The sequence below is a fragment of the Tropicibacter sp. S64 genome (genome assembly GCF_049803835.1).
Taxonomy (GTDB): Bacteria; Pseudomonadota; Alphaproteobacteria; order Rhodobacterales; family Rhodobacteraceae; genus Pacificoceanicola.
Map to the genome: position 1 here is coordinate 140,915 of NZ_JBNAGK010000012.1, position 20,710 is coordinate 161,624.

The 20,710-nt window shown below is 65.6% G+C and carries 21 protein-coding genes; 1 reads left to right on the top strand and 20 read right to left on the bottom strand.

The window, feature by feature from the left end; translation table 11 throughout:
- The first annotated feature begins 16 nt into the window (after positions 1–16).
- On the top strand, positions 17–1,048 hold the full coding sequence (locus tag ACP159_RS19095; protein WP_425101311.1) for an alpha/beta fold hydrolase: 1,032 nt from the start codon (positions 17–19) through the stop codon (positions 1,046–1,048).
- Positions 1,049–1,057: 9 nt separating this feature from the next.
- Here ACP159_RS19095 and hypE read toward each other — a convergent pair whose 3' ends face one another.
- From hypE to ACP159_RS19195, 20 genes are all read right to left on the bottom strand, one after another.
- The gene (gene hypE / locus ACP159_RS19100) at positions 1,058–2,080 is read right to left on the bottom strand and encodes a hydrogenase expression/formation protein HypE (protein ID WP_425101312.1); all 1,023 of its coding nucleotides are present in this window, start codon (positions 2,078–2,080) and stop codon (positions 1,058–1,060) included.
- A gap of 153 nt (positions 2,081–2,233) precedes the next feature.
- Complete coding sequence (hypD, locus tag ACP159_RS19105; RefSeq protein ID WP_425101313.1) at positions 2,234–3,370, bottom strand: hydrogenase formation protein HypD; 1,137 nt, start codon at positions 3,368–3,370, stop codon at positions 2,234–2,236.
- Positions 3,367–3,657 carry a HypC/HybG/HupF family hydrogenase formation chaperone gene (gene hypC, locus ACP159_RS19110; protein WP_425101314.1) on the bottom strand — a complete coding sequence of 97 codons (291 nt, stop codon included), beginning with the start codon at positions 3,655–3,657 and terminating at the stop codon, positions 3,367–3,369. The genes hypD and hypC overlap by 4 nt, the downstream gene beginning before the upstream one ends.
- A gap of 3 nt (positions 3,658–3,660) precedes the next feature.
- Positions 3,661–5,142 carry a sigma-54-dependent transcriptional regulator gene (locus ACP159_RS19115; protein ID WP_425101315.1) on the bottom strand — a complete coding sequence of 494 codons (1,482 nt, stop codon included), beginning with the start codon at positions 5,140–5,142 and terminating at the stop codon, positions 3,661–3,663.
- A complete protein-coding gene (gene hypB, locus ACP159_RS19120; RefSeq protein ID WP_425101316.1) occupies positions 5,142–6,047 on the bottom strand; it encodes a hydrogenase nickel incorporation protein HypB in 906 nt (301 codons plus the stop codon). The genes ACP159_RS19115 and hypB overlap by 1 nt, the downstream gene beginning before the upstream one ends.
- On the bottom strand, positions 6,047–6,388 hold the full coding sequence (gene hypA, locus ACP159_RS19125) for a hydrogenase maturation nickel metallochaperone HypA (protein ID WP_425101317.1): 342 nt from the start codon (positions 6,386–6,388) through the stop codon (positions 6,047–6,049). Before hypA ends, hypB begins: the two co-directional genes overlap by 1 nt.
- Positions 6,381–7,226, bottom strand: coding sequence for a hypothetical protein (locus ACP159_RS19130; RefSeq protein WP_425101318.1), 846 nt, complete (start codon positions 7,224–7,226; stop codon positions 6,381–6,383). Before ACP159_RS19130 ends, hypA begins: the two co-directional genes overlap by 8 nt.
- On the bottom strand, positions 7,226–8,026 hold the full coding sequence (gene hybE / locus ACP159_RS19135) for a [NiFe]-hydrogenase assembly chaperone HybE (protein WP_425101319.1): 801 nt from the start codon (positions 8,024–8,026) through the stop codon (positions 7,226–7,228). Before hybE ends, ACP159_RS19130 begins: the two co-directional genes overlap by 1 nt.
- Positions 8,023–8,853 carry a hydrogenase expression/formation protein gene (locus ACP159_RS19140; RefSeq protein ID WP_425101320.1) on the bottom strand — a complete coding sequence of 277 codons (831 nt, stop codon included), beginning with the start codon at positions 8,851–8,853 and terminating at the stop codon, positions 8,023–8,025. The genes hybE and ACP159_RS19140 overlap by 4 nt, the downstream gene beginning before the upstream one ends.
- A gap of 13 nt (positions 8,854–8,866) precedes the next feature.
- Positions 8,867–9,247: a hydrogenase accessory protein gene (locus ACP159_RS19145; protein WP_425101321.1), complete on the bottom strand. Its 381-nt coding sequence runs from the start codon at positions 9,245–9,247 to the stop codon at positions 8,867–8,869.
- Complete coding sequence (locus ACP159_RS19150; protein WP_425101322.1) at positions 9,244–9,597, bottom strand: HypC/HybG/HupF family hydrogenase formation chaperone; 354 nt, start codon at positions 9,595–9,597, stop codon at positions 9,244–9,246. Before ACP159_RS19150 ends, ACP159_RS19145 begins: the two co-directional genes overlap by 4 nt.
- The gene (locus ACP159_RS19155; protein WP_425101323.1) at positions 9,569–10,177 is read right to left on the bottom strand and encodes a HyaD/HybD family hydrogenase maturation endopeptidase; all 609 of its coding nucleotides are present in this window, start codon (positions 10,175–10,177) and stop codon (positions 9,569–9,571) included. Before ACP159_RS19155 ends, ACP159_RS19150 begins: the two co-directional genes overlap by 29 nt.
- Positions 10,178–10,447: 270 nt before the next feature.
- A complete protein-coding gene (gene cybH / locus ACP159_RS19160; protein ID WP_425101324.1) occupies positions 10,448–11,233 on the bottom strand; it encodes a Ni/Fe-hydrogenase, b-type cytochrome subunit in 786 nt (261 codons plus the stop codon).
- A complete protein-coding gene (locus tag ACP159_RS19165) occupies positions 11,226–11,414 on the bottom strand; it encodes a hypothetical protein (RefSeq protein ID WP_425101325.1) in 189 nt (62 codons plus the stop codon). The genes cybH and ACP159_RS19165 overlap by 8 nt, the downstream gene beginning before the upstream one ends.
- A 23-nt stretch (positions 11,415–11,437) precedes the next feature.
- The gene (locus ACP159_RS19170; protein ID WP_425101326.1) at positions 11,438–13,231 is read right to left on the bottom strand and encodes a nickel-dependent hydrogenase large subunit; all 1,794 of its coding nucleotides are present in this window, start codon (positions 13,229–13,231) and stop codon (positions 11,438–11,440) included.
- Positions 13,232–13,234: 3 nt separating this feature from the next.
- On the bottom strand, positions 13,235–14,323 hold the full coding sequence (locus ACP159_RS19175) for a hydrogenase small subunit (RefSeq protein ID WP_425101327.1): 1,089 nt from the start codon (positions 14,321–14,323) through the stop codon (positions 13,235–13,237).
- Positions 14,324–14,564: 241 nt separating this feature from the next.
- A complete protein-coding gene (gene hypF / locus ACP159_RS19180; protein WP_425101328.1) occupies positions 14,565–16,787 on the bottom strand; it encodes a carbamoyltransferase HypF in 2,223 nt (740 codons plus the stop codon).
- Positions 16,788–16,908: 121 nt separating this feature from the next.
- Positions 16,909–18,339: a nickel-dependent hydrogenase large subunit gene (locus tag ACP159_RS19185; RefSeq protein WP_425101329.1), complete on the bottom strand. Its 1,431-nt coding sequence runs from the start codon at positions 18,337–18,339 to the stop codon at positions 16,909–16,911.
- On the bottom strand, positions 18,336–19,328 hold the full coding sequence (locus ACP159_RS19190; protein ID WP_425101330.1) for a HupU protein: 993 nt from the start codon (positions 19,326–19,328) through the stop codon (positions 18,336–18,338). Before ACP159_RS19190 ends, ACP159_RS19185 begins: the two co-directional genes overlap by 4 nt.
- Positions 19,325–20,650 (bottom strand): sensor histidine kinase, encoded by a 1,326-nt coding sequence (locus ACP159_RS19195; RefSeq protein ID WP_425101331.1) that lies wholly within the window; start codon positions 20,648–20,650, stop codon positions 19,325–19,327. Before ACP159_RS19195 ends, ACP159_RS19190 begins: the two co-directional genes overlap by 4 nt.
- Positions 20,651–20,710 lie beyond the last annotated feature (60 nt).

Here is a 20,710-nt window from a genome sequence, read left to right on the forward strand (position 1 = left end):
GCATTGCCCCCTCGCCATGACCCGAAAACCCAGATCCACCCGCGTCGTGCCCTTCGTGACGGAGGACGGGCTCACCCTGAATGTCACGCAGATCCTCGGTCCTGAACCGCCGGTGAAGCCCCCGGTCCTGCTGGTCCACGGAGCGGGCGTGCGCGGCGGCATCTTCGACGCGCCGGTGGAAACCACGATCATCGACGCGCTACTCGGCGCGGGCCATGACGTCTGGCTGGAGAACTGGCGGGCGAGCATCGACGTCCCGCTGTGCGACTGGACCCTCGATCAGGCGGCGGTTTACGACCACCCCGAAGCCGTGCAAACCGTGCTTCGCGAGACCGGCGCGGAGTCGATCAAGGCCGTCATCCACTGCCAGGGCAGCACCTCCTTCACCATGTCGGCACTGGCCGGGCTGGTGCCGCAGGTGGATACCATCGTCTCCAACGCCGTCTCCCTGCACCCTGTCGTGCCACCCTGGTCCCGAATGAAACTGCGCCTCGCCGTGCCGGTTCTGGCGCGGCTGATGCGCTCGATGAACCCCGGATGGGGCGATGAAACGCCGTGGATCATGCCCCGCCTGCTCGGGCTGATGACCCGCGCCACGCACCATGAATGCGACAACACCGCCTGCCGGCTGGTCAGCTTCACCTATGGCGCGGGCGCGCCGGCGCTCTGGCGACACGAGAACCTGAACGACGAGACGCACGACCGCTTCATCCAGACCGAATTCGGCCATGTTCCGCTCAGCTTCTTCCGACAGATCCGCGCCTGCGAGGCGGCGGGTCACCTGGTCTCGGAGCAAACCTTCGGCCGGTTGCCCGGCGACTTCGCGTCTGCACCGCCCCGGAGCGATGCCCGCTGGACCTTCTTCGCCGGTGCGGAGAACAAGTGCTTCCTTCCGGAGAGCCAACGCCGGAGCTTTGCCTGGTTCGACGGCCACGCCCCCGGCCGCCATGCCCTTCACGTGATCCCCGGCTACAGCCACCTCGACATCTTCATCGGCAAGGACGCGGCGCGGGACGTGTTCCCGCAGATGATCGCGGCCCTCGCCTGACGGTCGCCTTCAGCAGATCCGGGGCAACTGGTCGCCCACCAGCATGTCGACGATCCGCGCCCCGCCAAAGGCGGTCCGCATGGTCACCCGGCCCGCCTCCCCGTCCAGCACCCGGCCGATGGCAACAGCCCCCGCGCCCTCCGGCATCGCCCGCATCGCAGCCAGCGCCGCCTCCGCATCTGCCTCCGGCACGAACAGCACCAGCGTGCCTTCATTCGCGAGATAGAGAGGATCAAGGCCGAGGATCTCGCACAGCCCCTTGACCTCGGCCCGCATCGGCAGCGCAAGTTCGTCGATTTCGATCGCACAGCCCGCCGCCTCCGCCACCTCGTTCAGCACGGAGGCCACCCCGCCCCGCGTCGCATCCCGCGCCGCGCGGGTGCCGGGTGCCGCCGCCAGAACGGCCTCCATCAGGTGGCCAAGCCCCTGACAGTCCGAAGGAATGTCAGCGGTCAATGCCATCTCCCCCCGCGCCGCGAGGATCGCCGCACCGTGATCTCCCAGCACGCCGTTCACCAGCACGACGTCGCCCTCAGCAACCGCAGCCGCCCGCAGATCGCGCCCCGCCGGGATCACGCCAACCCCCGCCGTGGTCACGAAAACCGTGTCGGCAGAGCCACGTCCGACAACCTTGGTATCGCCGGTCACGATCCGCACCCCGGCCCTCGAAGCTTCCTCCCGCATCGACTCCACGATGCGCCGCAAAAGCGCGATCTCACAGCCCTCCTCGATGATGAACGCCGCCGACAGCCAAAGTGGCCGCGCCCCGCCGACCGCCAGATCATTCACCGTGCCGCAGACGGCGATCTTGCCGATATCGCCACCGGGAAACTCTACCGGATCGACCACGAAACTGTCGGTGGTGAACGCCAGCCGCGCCCCCGGCTCGCGCAAGGCCTCGTCCATCAGCCGCGCCTGGTCCTCCATCGCGTCGGGTTGAAAGACGGACGTAAAGACCTCCTCGATCAGATCCCGCATCGCGCTGCCCCCGCCACCATGGGCGAGCGTCACCCTGTCATCTCTGAGCGCCATCGTGCTTCCATTTCCCGGGCCGCCATCCTGCGTCACCGCAGGACACCGCCTGTCCTTCTTTGGTCCCAAAATACCTCGGGGTCCGGGGCGGAGCCCCGTGGCCCGCGCCGCAGGCGCGGGCGAGTCGCCCCGGCGCAGCCGGGTCGAAACCCCTCATTCCGCGGCGTGCCGCGCCCCGCCATACTGGTAGTAGGCGGCACAAGCCCCTTCGCTGCTGACCATCAAAGCCCCCAGCGGCATCTCCGGCGTGCAGCCCTTGCCGAAATGCGGGCAGCCCGTGGGCTTCATCCGGCCCGTCATCACCGCCCCGCAGGCGCAGCCTTCCGGCTCTTCCACATTCCGCGGCCCCGCCGCGTAGCCGATGCCGAATTTCTCCTCGGCGTCGAAGGCAGCATATTTCGCGCGGATGCGCAGCCCGGACGCGTCGATCTCGCCCAGGCCCCGCCATTCGAACGAAGGCCGCGCCTCGTAGACATCGGCAATCGCCGCCAAGGACACCGGGTTGCCATGCTCCGGCACCACCCGCGCGTACTGGTTCTCGACCTCGGCGCGACCCTCCTCGATCTGCCGCAGCACCATCAGCACCGATTGCAGCAGGTCCAGCGGCTCGAACCCCGCCACGACGATCGGCTTGCCGTAATCACGCGCTATGAAATCATAGGGATGCACCCCGATCACCATGCTCACATGCCCCGGCCCGACAAACCCGTCGAGCAGCATGTGCGGATCGTCGAGCAGCGCCTTGATCGGCGGCGGCACGGTGATGTGGTTGCAGAAGACGGTGAAATTCGCCAGTTCTTCCCGCGCCGCCTGCTGAATCGAGAGCGCCGTCGAGGGGGTCGTGGTCTCGAAGCCGAGCCCGAAGAAGACCACCTGCCGCTCCGGGTTGCGCCGGGCGATTTCCAGCGCGTCGAGCGGCGAGTAGACCATGCGGATGTCACAGCCGTCGGCCTTGGCCTTCATCAGCGACTTCTTCGTGCCCGGCACCCGCATCGCGTCGCCGAAGGTGCAGAAGATCACGCCGGGCTGCTCCGCCAGTTCGACGCATTCGTCGACCCGGCTCATCGGCAGCACGCAGACCGGGCAGCCCGGGCCGTGGATGAATTCGAGACCCGGATGGGTCAGCTTGTCGAGGCCGTAGCGGAAGATCGCATGCGTATGCCCGCCGCAGATCTCCATGATGCGCACCGGCTCATGCGCCGTCGCGCCGATCCGGTCCGCGACCTTCGCGATCTCTGCCAGCAGGCCCTTCGCCGCTTTCGGATCGCGGAACTCCTCTGCGTATTTCATTGGGTGCCCTCCAACGCCGCTTCCCCTGCCGCCATGGCTTCCAGCGTCTCCTGCGCCTCGCCAAGTCCGCGCAGCGCCTCCAGCGTCTCCGCCGCCTCCGCCTCGTCGATCACCGACATGGCAAAGCCGACGTGGATCAGCGCCCATTTGCCGATCAGCCCCTCGAGAGGCCCGTCCGCGATGCAGGCGACGTTCACGTCGCGCTTCACGCCCGACACGTCGGCGCGGCACATCAGGCGCGCGGCGTCCGTCACGGCGACGATCTGTCCCGGAATTCCCAGACACATAGACTAGTCCTCCTCCACCGGCCGGGCGCTGCGCCCGGGCTCTGCAATGCCGTAGCGGTCGATCTTGGCCCGAAGCCCCACGCGGGAAAGACCGAGCTCCGCCGCCGCGCGGCTCTTGTTCCATTTCAGCCGCGTCAGCGTCTCGCGCAGGATGCGCATCTCGATATGTTCGACCCGGTCCTTGAGCGAGCCGGAACCGGTCAGCACCGCGTCCACCGCCGGTGCGGGGCCGTCGGGGTTCGGGCTGGCCTGAAGGATGTGGCGGCTGATGAGTTCGGGGCCGAGGATGGGGTCCTGAGAAAAGATCAGCATCCGCACCATCTCGTTGCCCAGCTCGCGCAGGTTGCCCGGCCAGTCGTAGGTTTCGAGGAATTCCAGCGCATCGTCCGACAGCCCCTGCACCGGCTTGCCATGGGCGCTCGCCGCATCGAAGAGCAGGCTCTGCGCCAGGAGCGGCAGATCGCCGAGCCGCTCGCGCAGGGGCGGAACGCCCAGCGTGATCTGGCCGATGGCATAGTAGAGGTCGGCGCGGAAGCGCCCCGCCGTCACCGCCTCGCGCAGATCGACGTTCGAACCGGTGATCAGCCGCACGTCGCTCCGTTGCGCCTCATGCGCGCCGAGCGGGCGGAAGCTGCCGGTGGTGGCAAAGCGCATGAGCGCCAGTTGCAGCCGCGGGCTGAGATCGCTGATCGCACCGACGTAGAGCGTGCCGCGGTCCGCCTTCTGCAAAAGCCCCACCTTGTTGGTCTGCACCCCCTGCAGCGCGCCGCGCTTCGCCCCGAACAGCTCGATCTCCAGAAGGTCGTCGTCCGTGCTGGTGCAGTTCAGCTCGAAATACGGCTTGTCCGAGCGCAGGGAGGAGTAATGCATCGCGCGGGCGATGGCGGACTTGCCGGTCCCGGCCTCGCCCGAAATCAGCACCGGCACGTCGAAGCTGGCGAATTGCCGGGCCTGCTCGATCACGGCGTTCAAGGGCGAGTTGGGCGCGCGCAGCACCTTCTCGAAGCCCAGCCCCTCGCGCAGCACCTTCCGCTGTGCCTCGATCTTGCTTTCCACCGAGCGCGATAGATAGCGCATTTCCAGCGACATGCGGTCATGCTCGCGGCTCAGCGTGAAGAGGTCGGCGGCGTTCTTCGCCACCATCAGAAGCTGGTCCGGATGCCAGGGCTTGGTCAGGAACTGGTAGATCCCGGCGTCATTGATCGCCGCGATCATGTCACTCGTTTCCGTGTAGCCGGTGATGATGATGCGCACGGTGTCCGGCCAGCGGTCGCGCACCTCGCACAGGAACTCGACCCCGCTGCGCCCCGGCATCCGCTGGTCGCAGAAGATCACCTGGACGAAATGCTCCTCCATCAGCGCCGCCGCCTCTTCGGCGCCGCTCGCCGTGAGGATGTCGAAGTCATCCTCCAGCGCCATGCGCATCGCGGAGAGCGAATGCGCCTCGTCGTCGACGAGGAGGATGGTGGGCAGGGTTTCGGCCATCACTCCGCCGCCTTGACCTTGCGGGCCTGCGCGAGGCCGGTCTTCAGCCAAGTGAGCCAATTGTCCATGCCTTCGCCGGTGCGGGCGGAGACGCGCAGTATCTCGATGCCTGGGTTCACCCGGCGCAGGTTCTCCTCGTAGAGGTCGAGGTCCACGTCGCAATGCGGTGCGAGGTCCGTCTTGTTCAGCAGCGCAATCCGCGCGGCGGTGAACATATCCGGGTATTTGAGCGGCTTGTCCTCGCCTTCGGTGACGGAGAGGATCGCCACCTTGCAAGCTTCGCCAAGATCGAAGCTGGCGGGGCAGACGAGGTTCCCGACGTTCTCGATGAACAGGAGAGAGTGCTTCTCGAGGCTCAGGTGCTCCATGGCATGGCCGACCATATGGCCGTCGAGATGGCAGCCCTTGCCGGTGTTGACCTGCACCGCCGGAGCGCCGGTGGCGCGGATGCGGTCGGCGTCATTTGCCGTCTGCTGATCGCCCTCGATCACCGCAAGCGGGATGCCTTGAAGCATCTCGATGGTCTTGCAGAGCAGCGTCGTCTTGCCCGAGCCGGGGGAGGAGACGAGGTTCACCGCGAAGCATTCGAGCGCGGCCAGCACCGCGCGGTTGGTCGCGGCGTAGCGGTCGTTCTTCGACAGGATGTCCGTCTCGATCTCGATCAGCCGCGCCTGCGACATGCCGGGAACTTCGACCCCTGCGGGGCCAGTGCCGAAATGGATGTCGCCATGGTGGTGGTGGTGGTGGTCGTGGTCATGCTCATGGGAATGACCGTGGTCGTGGTGGTGGTGATCGCCGTCATGGTGATGGTGGTGATGGCCCTCACCGTGATGATGGTGATGATGGTGGTGGCCATGGCCCTTGCCTTCGACCGAAGCCGTTCCGCATCCGCAAACCGTGCACATCAGAGCACCTCCAAATCCTTGATCCGCATTTCGTCGCCCGCCACGGGCATGAGCTTGCCGCCGCCGCAGTCCGGGCAGGGGTCTAGCCGGTTCTCGATGACGACCTCGTGCATGCAGTCGTAGCACATCGCCTTTCCCGGCAGGTCGATCATCTCCAGCGCCGCGCCCTCCGCCGGGCTGCCGCGCATCACCACGTCGAAGGCGAATTCCAGCGCGGGCTTCTCCACCCCGGCGAAACGCCCGATTTCCAGCCGCACCCGCTTGACCTTGTCAAAGGCGTTCAGGCGGGCCTGATCCTCGATCACCGTGCGGATGCCCTCGCAGAGCGACATTTCATGCATGAAGGCTCCCTCCCTCGAGTTCCACCGGCGTGCAGGGGTCGAGGATCTCGACCACGAGCGGCGCAAGTCCCTGATTTTCCGGCCTCAGAGAGCCAAGACACTGATCCATCACGCCGCCTCGCGCAAGCAGGTGATCGGTTGGCGTCACCCGCGTCAAAGCCTGCACATGGCCGCCCTCGCAGATCAGCCGGATCGCATAGCTGCCCCGCGCCGCCGGCACCATGGCCGCATCCACGCCAAGCCTGCGGGCTTTCGGCAGGTGTCCCTTCAGGCAGGCGTCGAGATCGAGCATCCGCCCGACCAGCCGCCAAAGCGGACCGCGGCCCAAGGCGCTTTCCAGCGCCAGCATCAGCGGATGCCCCGACCGCCGCTGCGCCACGGAATTCTCCAGCGGCCGCGTTTCCAGCGCGGTCCATTCCGTCACGGGCGCAAGGCTGGCACAGGCTTCACCGGGGAGGAAGGTCTCCTTCACCGTCTGCAACAGCGGCCCGAGACCCTCGCCGCTGCGCATCAGGTGTTTGAGCGCCGGAACCGTCTGCGGACAGCCTTCACCCCAGAGTGTCTCCGGGCCGCGCGCCACCGGCAGCGTCGGCAGCCCCGCCATCTTTGGCAGGATCAGCCCGAGACGGAGCAGGTGATCGCGGACGATTTCCTTGCCAAGGCCGCCTGCATCGACGTCCAGCCCGAGCGCCAGTCGCACCGCCACCCCCTGCGCCTCGCGGCACAGGTTGAAGACGCGCGGCAGCAGCGCCGCGACCTCCTCCACCGGCTTGCCGCGCACCAGCTCCGCAATCGGGAGCGGCGTGGCAGCCTTGACGGAGAGAGGCGCGGCGAGCATCACTCGGCCTCCGCCGCAAGACCGGCGGTCAGAACCTGACGGCGGGTCGGGGCGGCGACCAGCTCGGGCACAGTCTCTTCTTCAAGCTCCGCCGCCGCCTTCGCCGCAACCTCTTCCTCGCGCATCGACCGGATCTCCGCCGCGCGGTCCGTCTCCGCGACGTTTTCCTCGTCGAAAAGCGCGACCATTACCGCCTTCGCCACGTCGACCGCCTGCGCCTGTGTCTTGAACTCACCCATAGGCGAGAAGAGCGAGCAGGCCTTGTAGCCGCCGGTCTGTTCGCGGGTGTTGTGGATGAACTCGTAGACCCCGGACGGGAAAGCGATGTTCTCCTTCTCCCCGGCCTGCAGCCCGGACCAATCCTCCTCCTCGCCATGCAGCATCACGAGATTCATGAACCATGGCGAGATCAACACGCCAAGCGGCCGCCCCTCGTGCATCCGGAAGCCCACGGCCTGCACATGCAGGACCTTGTTGACGATCGGCACGTCGCGCATCTTCGCATGCCAGACTTCGGTGAAGTCGGTGACGAGCGCCGCCGTGCGCCGGTTCAGGATCGCCGCCTCGAGCAGCGCATCCGAGCCGGGATCGCTCTGCACGAGGAACTGCTCGGCGGGCGCGTCGCAATTCGGGCAGGACCAGTCGTCCGGCAATTGGGTGAAGGGCGTGCCGGGCAGGACGGAGCGGGTGTCGTCGCCGATGGCGGGATCGTAGACCGTCCAGCAGATCTTGCACTCCATGATGGCCTTCGGGCTGATCTTGCCCGCATTGCCCATGTAGGAGCCCTCGAAGCCGCTCATCGGATCGCCTCCAGCACTTCGAGGATGCGCTCGGCGCTGTCGCTCAGGTCTTCGTCAGCGGCAAGCGCCACCTCGGGCATCCCCGTCACCTCGAAGGTATCGAGAATGAGCGTGTCCATCGAGTTGAAGAACTGTACCCGCCAGACATGGGCCAGCGCGGTGGCGCTGATGCGGCAGTTGCCGTAGCCGCGCGAGAGGATTTCGGTGCTGCCCTGTCCCAGGGCCTGATCCATCCACGCCAGATCCTGCTCCGTGTGCGGCAGCAGCGTCAGGTTGACCACATGCGGCTCCTGCCCTTCGACGTAGGCAGCGGACTTGTCGCCCAGTTCGACCATCAGCGGCGGCGCATTGAGCACCCCCGGCTGACGCGGGGCTTCGACTCCCAGACCCCGGCGGCGCGGCTCGAAAGCGCGGGTGAGCGAGGCGGTCGGCACCTTGCCGACCTCGACCACATCGAGCCCCGCGCCCTTGAGCACCCAGACCCCGGCAAAGACGCTCTCCTGCGCCGCAATGGCGGGAATGCCGTGGATGCGCATCGAAACCTCGCCCTGCCCCAGAGTCTCCGCCATCAGCGCACGGTTTCCCCGGTCCAGACCGGCAAGGTCGAAGCGGGCATTCGGCGCGCCATTTGCGGCCTCGGCACAGGCCCGCGCGATCCGGTCCAGCAGCGCAAGCGCCGGTTCAAGCGCCGGGTCGGCCTCCACCTCGGGAATATGCAGCGAGAAGGTCCGCATGTCCTGCGGCATGGTCATGTATTCGAGCTCGCCGTCCGGGGCGGGCTGGGAGCCGGGGCCATAGCCCATCGGCGGGAAGATGAAATCGGCCATGGATCTATTCCTTTCAGGCGGCAACCGGCAGCGCGAGGATCTGCGCGATGCGGCTCATGTAATCGTCCCAGTCGCGGACCTTCGGGATACCGGCAAGGAACCTGCCCTCGCGGTAGAAGATCAGGCTCGGGGTTTTCAGAACCTTCGTCTCTTCGCGCAGCGCCGTTTCGATGGCGTCGCCCACCACAGCACAGTCGAAGCGGCCCTGGAAAGCCTGCTTCAGCTCCGGCAGGATGATGGCGACGTCGGCGCTTTCCAGGTTGCGGGAAGGATCGCCCGGCACGAAAAGCGCATGAACGCCGGGCGCGGCCAGGAAGGCGTCCAGCGCCTCCTGCGTGTCCAGTTTCGGCCAGCCGATTTCGGTGGTCAACCTGTCGATCAACGGGTGGCTCATGCGGTGGTCTCCCCTTTTGCCAAGGCCTCTTGCAGATGCGGCGGCAGCCGCGGGCCGGTCTCTTCAAGATCCGCGAAGGCGTCGCCCAGGGCTCGACCTTCCATCAGGTTTCTCAGCCCGCCGAGGGCCTTGGTGATCTTCTGCGCCTCATCGGCCCCGATCACCTCGCGCGCCGCGCCGAGAAAGCTCAGAACCCATGTCCCCGGCTCCAGCGGGCCGGTGAGGCTGAGGTCGATCACATAGGTGATGTCGCCCTCGACCGCCTCGCCCGCGATGCCGTCGCAGGATTTGATCATCATCGGAACGCCCAGACACATGGGCTCAGTCCGCCGCCGGGAAGAAGCGCGCATCGCCGGTGCGGCAGGCCTCGTCTTCCGATGGGCGGCCCGCCTCATAGGCGCCGCGCAGGATGGATTTGTCGGCAAGCAGTGCGGTGTCGCCCTGCCCGTCGCGGGCGTGGATGCCGAGGGCGGCGAGTTTGTCGAGCGCGATCTCGATGGCCGGATCGACCTGTGCCGCAACCACGTCCCGCAGCCCGCCGCCGTAATCTTCCAGCTCTTCCGGCTGACAGCCGATGAGGATGAGCGTCTCCGGGCAGTAGCCCATGAGCTGCGCCGTGGCGATCACGTCCTGAAAGCCGGTCTGGTGCAGGCTCATCTTCTTTGCACCCATGAAGCGCGGCACCTCGTCATTTTCGACGATCTTCATGGTGCCCGGCTCGAGGCCGTAATCCACCGCGTCAAAGACCAGCAGCACGTCCGCCTCTTCGAGGAAGGGCAGCAGGTAGAGACCCTGCGTGCCGCCGTCCAGCAACGTGACTGTGTCATCGAAAGAATACCGCTCCGCGAGGCGCTCGATACAGCGCACGCCGAAGCCTTCGTCTGCCCAGAGGACATTTCCGATCCCGAGGATCAGAGCCTTGCCTGCCATGATCGCCCTCCCTTGCGAAGATGGTGGGTTTGCTTCCCAAACGCCTTGAGAGTGACAATAAACTTTCCTCATTCCACCTGCACAAAAATCCCGGAATACCGACGCATACAGTTAAACATTTGATTTACATTCATAATTCGTACGTTTTTCGTCCAAACAAACTTCGATCAATGGAAAGCAGGTATCCACTTAATAGAGATATCGGAAATCAAAATGACAAAGGGCAGGAATGACCCCGCCCTTTCCTGCCCGCATTTGCGCCTTGCCGTGTCAGTCGGCGCGGTCGTCCTTGAACGTCCGGTGGCCGGAAATCATCGTGGAAACAATGGATTGACGGCTCATGATATCCTCCCGGATGGCCACATAGATGTGGATGATCATGAAGACCACGATGAACCACATGCCAAGGTGATGCACCGAATGGACGATCTGGCTGTTGCCGAAGAGGGTCAGCACCCAGCCGAAGAGGTGGTGCAGCGTGCTGTCCGCGCCCAGCCCTTCGGAATAGAGCGCGAGGCCCGTGAAGATCATGAAGGTCAGACCGACCGTCATGAACATGAACATGGCAAGCTGCGCCAGCGGATTGTGACCGACGTACTTCTTCGGCTCGCTTTCAAGAAACAGATACCAGCGGATCTCGAAGAACAGCTCCGACCACCAATGCCTGTTGAAGATCGGCAGATAGAAGAGCTGCCGCGAATGGTGGTTGCCGAAGAACGCCCAGTAGATGCGCGCGGCGAACCCGATGGTCAGGATCCATCCGGCGGCGAAATGCGCAAAGCGGGTATAGCCGAAGACGAACTGGTGCACCGGCTCCGCGATCTGCATCGAGGGGAACGGATTGCCGATGAACCATCCTGTCAGACACAGCACCATGATCGCCAGGGCATTGGTCCAGTGCCAGAGGCGCACGGGCACCTCGTAGACATAGACCGACGTGCGCTTGCGGATGCTTTCGATGTCCTGCGCGGTGGCATCGCCGGTCAGCCGCGCCGTCGGAAGCGGTTCTACCCCCGTGGGCTGATGGATGGTCGCGGTCTTGCTGCCGTCATGCATCGTCCTTCCTCCGGTCTCCCCGGCGCAGGACAAGGGCGACTGCGCCGGCCAGGACAAGGACGCCCAGACCGTGGATGGGCGAGAAGGCGTAATGCGCCGCCCCCGTCAGCGCCGCGTCATGACCCGGGTGGGCCATGAGCGGTGTGGCGAGAATGGTGCTCAGAATTGCAAGTTTCTTCATGATCTTTCTCCTCCCGCGTCTCTTCAGCGGACCTTGACGGTGGTGAGTTCCTCGCCATCCTCGGACATGACGTGGGTCGAACAGGCGAGGCAGGGGTCGAAGCTGTGCAGGGTGCGCAGGATTTCGACCGGCTCGTCGGGCCGCTCCATCTTGGTGTTCATCAGGCTGGCCTCGAAGGCCCCGATGTTGCCCGCCGTGTCGCGGGGCGAGCCGTTCCAGGTCGTCGGAACGACGCATTGGTAGTTCTCGATCCGGCCATCCTTGATCCTGATCCAGTGGCCCAGAGCCCCGCGCGGCGCTTCGGTCATGCCGACGCCCTTGGCTTCCTTCGGCCAGGTTGACGGGTCCCATTTTTCAATGTTTGCCGTGCTTTCATCGCCGTTCTTGATGTTCTGCACGAGCTTGTCGAAGAAGTGCTTCTGCAAGCGGCCACAGTACTCGGATTCGAGCGCGCGGGCGGCGGTGCGGCCCAGCGTCGAGAACACCGCCTCGAGCGGCAGGTTCATGTCGGAGAGCAGCCGGTCGACCTGATCCTTGATGTCCTCGTGCCCTTTGGCATAGCCCACGACATAGCGGGCAAGCGGGCCGACCTCCATGGCGTGGCCCTTCCAGCGCGGCGCCTTGATCCACGAATATTTCGCGGCCTCGTCCAGCTCCTCGATGTTGGTGCGGGTGCCTTTGGCGTTCGGTCCAAGTTCGTAGCGCGGGTTGGTTTCCCCATCCCAGGGATGCAGACCCTTGCCGGCTTCGCCGTACTCGTACCAGGAGTGATCGACGAATTCCTGAACCTGCTCCGGATCGCGCACGTCGACGTCGTGGACCTGAGACAGGTCCCCGTTGATGATCGCACCGCGCGGCAGGTGAAGCTGCTCCGGGCTGAAATCGTTCGGGTTTTCCGGGATGTCGCCATAGGCGAGGCAAGCCTTCGAGGACAGACCCCCGCCGTAGAGCCAGTTCTTGTAAAAGCCGCCGATGGCCTTCACGTCCGGCAGGTACACGTTGGTGTTGAACTCATGGCATTTGTCGATGATCGACGAGACCATGTTCAGACGCTCCATGTTGATCGCGCCGACGGCACCGGTGCCATGGACGTTGATCGGGCACGGCACGCCGCCCACAAGCCAGTTCGGGTGCGGGTTCTTGCCGCCGAAGATGGTGTGGACCTTGACGATTTCCTTCTGGAGGTCGAGCGCCTCAAGGTAATGCGTCGTCGCCATCAGGTCCGCTTCCGGCGGCAGAAGATAGGCCGGGTTGTCCCAGTAGCCGTTCTTGAACAGGCCCAGCTGTCCCGATTCCACGAACTTCTTCAGACGGTTCTGCACGTCGCGGAAATAGCCCGGCGAGGACAGCGGGTGCGAGGGCGAAACCGCCTGCTGCAATTCAGACGTTGCTTTAGGATCAGCCCTCAAGGCATTGACCGGGTTCACCCAATCCAGCGCGTGCAGGTGATAGAAATGCACGACGTGGTCGTGAATTTCGAGGTTCAGCTGCATGATGTTGCGGATGGAGTTCGCATTGTCCGGGATGGTGATGCCCAGCGCATCCTCCACCGCCCGCACCGAGGTCAGCGCGTGGGTGCCGGTGCAGACGCCGCAGATGCGCTCGGTGAAGGCCCAGGCGTCGCGCGGATCGCGGCCCTTGAGGATGACCTCGAGGCCGCGCCACATGGTCCCGGTGGACACCGCGTTGCGGATGAAGCCCTCGTCATCCACGTTCACTTCACAGCGCATGTGGCCTTCGATGCGGGTCACCGGGTCGACGACAATCCGGCGGCCGGAATTGTCGAGGTCGAAACCGTTCGGGGTTTGAATGACCATCTATCAGGCCTCCTCTTTGCTCGATTGGGTTTTCTTCTGAGCGGCCTTGAGCGCGCTGACGGCGGCGTGCAGGGCGACGCCTGCCCCCACGACGCCGGCAGCGGCCATGCCGACCTTGTCCGCATTGGCCTCGACGCCAAATTGTGTGAGATCGGTCACGCGGTCATAGAAGCTGCCCTGATCCCAGAAGCCGTCCTCGGAACACCCGATACAGCCGTGCCCGGATTGGATCGGGAAGGAGGTGCCTTCGTTCCAGCGGATCGTGGAGCAGGCGTTGTAGGTGGTCGGCCCCTTGCAGCCCATCTTGTAAAGGCAATAGCCCTTGCGCGCGTTCTCGTCGTCCCAGGCCTCGACGAACTGCCCGGCGTCGAAATGCGGACGGCGGTAACATTTGTCATGGATGCGCTGGGAGTAGAACATCGCCGGGCGGCCCTGACGGTCCAGCTCGGGCAGGCGGTCAAAGGTCAGCATATAGGTGATCACCCCGGTCATGACCTCGGCGATGGGCGGGCAGCCCGGCACCTTGATGATCGGCTTGTCGGTGATGACCTTATGCACCGGCGTCGCCTGCGTCGGGTTCGGCTTGGCCGCCTGCACGCAACCATATGACGCGCAGGCGCCCCAGCTGATGATCGCCTTGGCGTCCTTCGCCGCATGGCGCAGCTTTTCGACAAAGGGCTTGCCGCCGGTGATGCAGAACATGCCGTCCTCATTGAGCGGCGGGTTGCCCTCCACCGCGAGGATGTAATTGCCCTTGTACTTCTGGATGGTCTCTTCAAAGGCCGCTTCGGCGGCATGGCCCGCCGCCGCCATCAGCGTGTCGTCATAATCGAGAGAGATCATCGACAGCACCACATCCTTGGCCAGCGGATGCGCGGAGCGGATGAAGCTCTCCGAACAGCAAGTGCATTCCAGCCCGTGAACCCAGATCACTGGTGTGCGGGGTTTCGTTTCCATCGCATGGGCGATCTTCGGCACGAAGGCGGGCGACAGGCCCAGCGCCGCCGCCGTCAGCGAGCAATATTTCATGAAGCTGCGCCGGGTGATCCCCTGCCGCCGCATCACGTCATAAAAGGTTTCAATGTCACTCAAAGCTGACCCTCCCTGCTTGTCCTGCGCACGGTGTGCGATGGCACACCAAGGCTTACTCAGCAGGATTTCAGGGGTGGGGTCGGCGATCAAAAGATTTGCAGACGAAAAACGAAGCGACTTTATCGCAATAAAGTCAAATTGTTAGGCCAACCGTTTGTCCGAAGCTGCGACAAGAAGGATACCACCTTGTCAGCGGGGCGGTCAGCGCCCTTCCACCCGCCACAAACCGTAGGGTGGGTTTTCAACCCACCGCCCGCGCCGCCGCAATCACCGCCTGCCCAAGCGCCAGCCCGCCGTCATTGGCGGGGGTTTCGCGGTGCAGGAGGATGGGCGTTCCCTCGGGGAATGCCCTGATCGTTTCCGCAAGAAGATACGCGTTCTGAAAGCACCCTCCGGAAAGAGCAACGGCTTTGACTTCACCGCTTTCGAGCAGCGACAGCGCCGGATGGGAAAACGCCCGCGCTAGCCCGCTGTGGAACATCATGCTGTGCCAGGACGCCGGCTTGCTCCGGTTCGGCGGGATCGCCATGGTCTTGAACACGCGCGACGGATCGATGATCGGGCCCTCCGGCTCGAACCAGTAACCCAGTCCGTCCGAAAGTCCGGCCAAAGCCTCCAGCCGCATCGCCGCCTCGCCCTCAAAGCTCTGCCCCTCCGCACAAATCCCGAGGCACGCCGCCACCGCGTCAAACAAACGCCCCGCCGAAGACGACAACGGCGCATTCACACCCCGCGCGGCCGCCATCCGCGCCATGGCCAGCGGCCGATCGGCAAACAATTCATCCGCCCAATCGGAAAGCCCCGCCTGATCGAGCCTGACCAGCGCATTCCGCCAAGGCTCCCGCGCAGCCATGTCGCCGCCGATCAGCGGCGCCGGTTTCAGCCACGCCCGCCGCTCGAACCCGCGATAGTCGCCAAGCAGAACCTCCCCGCCCCAGAGCGTGCCATCGCTGCCAAGCCCGGTCCCATCGAGGATGATCCCCGCCACCTTGCCGCCATCCAGCGGCCAGCCGTTCTCCGCCAGACAGGACGCCAGATGCGCGTGATGGTGCTGCACCTCTTCCAGACGCAGCCCCTCCCGCTCCGCCCGCGCCCGCCCGTGCTTGCTCGCCCGATACTCCGGATGCAGATCGACCGCGACGACCTCCGGGCGATGGTCGAAAAGCGCCGCATAATCCCGGTCCGCGTCCCGCAACGCGTCCCATGTCAGCGCCTCATCCAACTCGCCCAGATGATGACCAGGCAACGCCTGCCCGTTCTTGACCAGACAGATCGCGCTTTTCATCTGCCCGCCATAGGCCACCACCTGCGGTGCGTCCCCGAACCCCTCCGGCAAGGGCAAAGTCCCCGGCACCCGCCCCCGCGCCCGCCGCAGCACCATGCGCGGTGCGGCCCGCTCGACACTGTCATCGAGCCGCCGGGCAATCTCGCGGTCATGCATCACAAAGCCATCGACAAAGGCCGAGAGCTTCTCCCGCGCCTCATCATTGCCGATCACCATCGGCTCGCCGCTCACATTGCCCGAGGTCATCACCAAAGGTCGTCCCACCGCTTCCAGAACCAGATGGTGCAAAGGCGTCGCGGGCACCATCCAGCCCAGACACCCCATTCCCGGCGCAAGCCCGTCCGCCAGCGCCTCCCCGGCCTTGTCAAGAAGGACAATCGGCGCGGCCGGATCACAAAGCAGCGCCTCCGCCTCTTCGGTCACGCTGGCAAACCGACGGATCATGTCCAACGTCCCCATCAGGGCAAAAGGCTTAGACGGCCGCCGCTTGCGTGCCCTGAGCAGTGCCACGACCGCGTCATTCGACGCATCACAGGCAAGGTGGAAGCCACCCAACCCCTTGACCGCCAACACCTTGCCACCGCGCAAAAGCGCCGCCGCCTCCGCAAGCCCGCCCGATGGCTCACACCACACCCGCGGACCGCAATCCGGGCACGCCACCGGCTGCGCATGAAATCGTCTGTCGCCGGGATCGTCGTACTCCCGCCGGCAAGCATCACACATCGGAAAAGCCGCCATGGTTGTCTTGCCGCGATCGTAAGGCAAACCCTGCAAAATCGTGAACCGCGGCCCGCAATGGGTGCAATTGGCAAAGGCATAACCAAAGCGCCGGTCCCCCGGATCGCGCACCTCCCGCAAACACTCCGAACATGCCGCGGCATCCGGCGTCACCCGTGTCTGCGCCCCCGCCGCACCGGACGCGGCAATCACAAAGCCCGCCGGAGCTTTTCCCTCCATAGGCGCAACCTCAACCGCATCCACCCGCGCCAGAACCGGCGCTTCCGTCTGCAAGGCAGCCAAGAACCCCTCAAGATCCCCGCCAAAGGCCTCAATCAACACCCCCTCGGCATCGTTCAGAACTCGGCCCGAAACCCCGAACCGCGCCGCCAGTTGCCAGACGAATGGCCGGAACCCCACGCCCTGAACCTGCCCCCGCACCCGCACGCGTACCCCCGACATCAGCACACCGCCCCGGGCTTCTCTGGTCCAGAAATACCCTCGTGGGGGGGAATTGGCCGAAGGCCAAGGGGGGGAGCAGCGCTCCCCCGACCCGGGCGACGCAGGGACTGCGGCGCAAGCATCAATGCACCGTGCAAACCATGCAGGGATCGAAGCTGCGCACGATATGCTGCACGCTCATCGGCTCCTCCTCGTCCTCCCGGACCACGGCCCCGACCAGGGCCGCTTCAAGTGGACCCGGCACCCCTCCTGCATCGCGCGGCGAGAAGTTCCAGGTGGTCGGCGCGACGATCTGGTAAGAGGCGATCCGGCCCTTCTCCACCCGAAGCCAATGGCCCAGCGCGCCCCGCGCCGCCTCGACCATGCCGACGCCAGCCCCGTCCGCAGGCAACCGCACATCCGCCATGAACGATGCCTCAGGCTGAACCGATGCCAGCATCCGCTCCATCGCGCCTTGGGTCAGCGCCAGTTCCAGCAGCCGCCCGGCGACCCGCGCCAGCACGCCGCCGTCCTCTGCCAGGGCCAATGCCAAAGGATGCCCGTCCACCACCTGCCGGGCCAGGGCGCCGGTCTCGTACCCAAGCCCGCCAAGCCGCGGCGCCTTGCACCAGCTATAGGCCCCGTCGCGCATGGCCTCATCCGGCAGGGTCATGCCCGCCGACGGATGCGCCTCCGCTCCCAGCATCCAGGCGTGGCTCAGGTCTTCGACGATCGCCGCCGGATCAAGGTCATGAACGGCCCCATCGCGCCAAAGTCCACGCGCAAAAACCGTCGAACCATTCTGCGGATACGCCCCATAGGACAGGTAACGCCCCGCGCCTCGGCCCATCGCCCCGAGTTGCAAGTCCTCGGCGATTTCAAGGAACAATCCGGCATCGCCCCGCCCCCAGCCCATCAGCGCCTCGACGCTGTCCAGAGCACAGAAATCTTCCAGCGGCCCGCCAAACACCACCTCTTCGAGATAGTCGCGGAACGCCCGCAGGTCCGCGCCCATCCGCAGCTTATCCCGAATCGACGGTGCGCGGGTCACGCCGCCGGGCTGGATCGCCAGCGTATGCGGCCACTTGCCACCCAGCAATCCGACGATGTGCAACAGCCGCGCCCGTGCCTCGGTGCCGCGTCTGACAGCGGACCCTTCCATCGCGGTGAACCGTCGAACGGCCCTCTCGTGCCAGTCGCGACCCGAGTAGCAGAGCCGGGCGAAGTCCGGCATGAAGAACAGGTTGAAATGCGTCAGGTGGTCCGCGACATTTTCGACCATGTGCAAGAGCGCCGCCACCTTGGCCCCTTCGGGCGACATGCCGCCCCCAGCCATGTCCTCCAAAGCCAAAGCCGCCGCCATCGACTGGCTGATCGAGCAGATGCCGCAGATGCGCGGCGTGATCGTGAGCGCGTCCAGCGGGCCCTTGCCGAGCAGCATCCGCTCGAAGCCGCGGAACAGCGGCGAATTGCAATACGCCGCCGTCACCCGCCCGTCCGCCACCTCCAGTCGGACTTCGAGATCCCCCTCGACCCGGTTGAACGGGCCGACAAGCAGCGTGCCTTCGCTCATTTCTTCGGGCCTCTCAGGGTTGGCGGCACGGTGATCCGGTCCGCCACGGCGTTCCGGCCGATCCTCTCTGGCGTGGCCGCCTTCGACAGCGAAGCCAGCGCCATGAACCAGGCCTTTGGCATATCCGTCGGCAGGCCGACCGGGATGCCGGCGAATTTCGGGGTTTCGGTGAAGCCGTGCCCCGGTTCCTCGAACTCCGGCGCGGTGCAGTTGATGCAGGGATAGCCCGCCCGCGTGCAACTGCCCTCGCCGTTCCAGCTGCGGATGTTGCAATCGCCCACGGCCTGCGTGCCGATGCAGCCGAGGTGCTCCATCATGCAGCCGATCTCCGAGAGTTCGGTCGCCGAGGCCTTGTATTCGTAGAATTCATTCTTGGGACAGCCGTGATGCACCAGATGATCGGCGTAGAAGCGCGGCCGGGCGTAGCCGTCCAGCGCCTGCGCCGTCATCGCGCCGCTCTTGATGAGCATCAGGGTCTCCGTGACCCAGTCCGGATGCGTCGGGCAGCCTGCGACATTGATCACCGGCAGCCCCGCGCCGCTGAGGAACGACGCGGACAACGCCCCGCCCCTGTGGCCGCCGTCGTACTGCACGCCCACCGCATCCGCCGGGTTCTCTCCGGCGCTTGTCACGCCGCCGTAGGTCGCGCAGGTGCCAACCGCGACGACATACTGCGCCTTCGGGGCCAGCGCCTGCACCCAGTGCAGCATGGACCGGCCCGTTCCGGCCAGCATGTGATACTTCCCCGTGCCATTCGGCCCGCGCAGGATCGAGCCTTCGATGCAGAGGATGTCGAGCGACTGCTCTCCGGCCTCGATGGCGGCCAGCATCCGCCGCACCTGCCCGCCGGTCTCGACCGAGAGCGAAGGATGCCACAGGAAGGACAGTCCCGCGCCGCGCAGGAGGTCGAAGACGCCGGGGCTTTCGGCGCAAAGCAGCGACATGGTGCAGCCGCCACAGCCGCCCGATTGCAACCACAGGATATTCAAGCCGTGTCTCCCCGCCTGAGGGTCAGCCGGAAGCGTGCGCCCGCGCCATCCCGGGCCGGCATCAGCGCCAGCGTACCGCCATGCTCTTCTGCGATCTTGTGCGAGATCGACAGGCCGAGGCCGGTACCCTTGCCAACTTCCTTCGTGGTAAAGAAAGGATCGAAGATGGAGGCGGCCAAGTCCGGCGCAATCCCCGGGCCGCTGTCGACCACATCGAGGATCGCATGGTCGCCGTCGGCGACGAAGATCAGCCGAATCTGCGGCTCCGGCAGGCCAGCCATGGCGTCGGCGGCGTTCTGCACGAGGTTCATGACCACCTGCTGGATGTGCCCCGGCCGCCCCAGCGCCATCAGCCGCGTCTCGCCTTCGACGCTCAGGCCAAGCTCTGCCTTGGTGCCGCGCTGGACCCAGCTTGCCGCCACCCGCGCCGTCTCCACGAGATCGAAGACGCTCATCGCCCCGGCCCCGTCCGCCGAGAGCCGCCGCAGGTCCTCGACGATGGCCCGCACCCGCTCCGCGCCATCGTGTGCGCCCTCGATGGCCGTCCGGAGATTGCGCAACTCGCGGTCAAGCCGCAGTTCCTTGCGCAGCGCGACAAGCTCCGCCCGCTCCGCCCCGGCCTCGACCCGCTCGAAATAGCGCTCGAAGCGGTCAATGTATTTCCCAAGCGAATGCGTGTTCGCATAGACGAAGCTGATCGGGTTGTTCAGCTCATGCGCCACCCCGGCCAGCAAGCGGCCCAGCGAGGCCAGCTTCTCGTTCCGAACGAGATGCGTCTGCGCCTGCTTCAATGCCTCGTGGCTCTCCGCCAGTTCCGCGAAAGCCTGCCTGAGTTCGCCCAGCGAACGCCCGGTCAGCACCACCCCCGTCACCCGCTTGCGCCGGTCGAGGCGCGGGGCGATGCGGAACTCGACCGGGGTCGCGCCCTCTGCCGTGGTCATCTCGACCTCCACCGCCGCAGGCTTGCGCAGGCCGATGGTCCGCTCGATCCCGCCGCGCAGCTTGGCGTATTCGTCCTCGGAGAAGAACTCGCCCAGCCTGCGCCCGATCAGTGCCGCCTTGCCCTCGCCGAGCGCGACGCTGAAGCTGTCGCTCACGTCGAGGATGGTGCCGTCCTTCTCTGTGACCACGAGGTAATCGCTGATCGAGGTCAGGATAGACCCGAGAAAACCGCGCAGGGCGGTCAGCTCGGCGTTGCGCTGCTCGAGCTGCTCCTGGTAGTCGACAAGCTCGGCATAGGTGCGGTCCACGGCGGACAACACGTCGAGCCAGACCTTGTCGCCGTCGCCCTCACCGATGTCCGTACCGCCGATGCGTGCCATGGCATGCTCCCCTTCAGGCACGACTCTAGGCCGAAAACGCCGCGCCGGAAAGGGGATAGC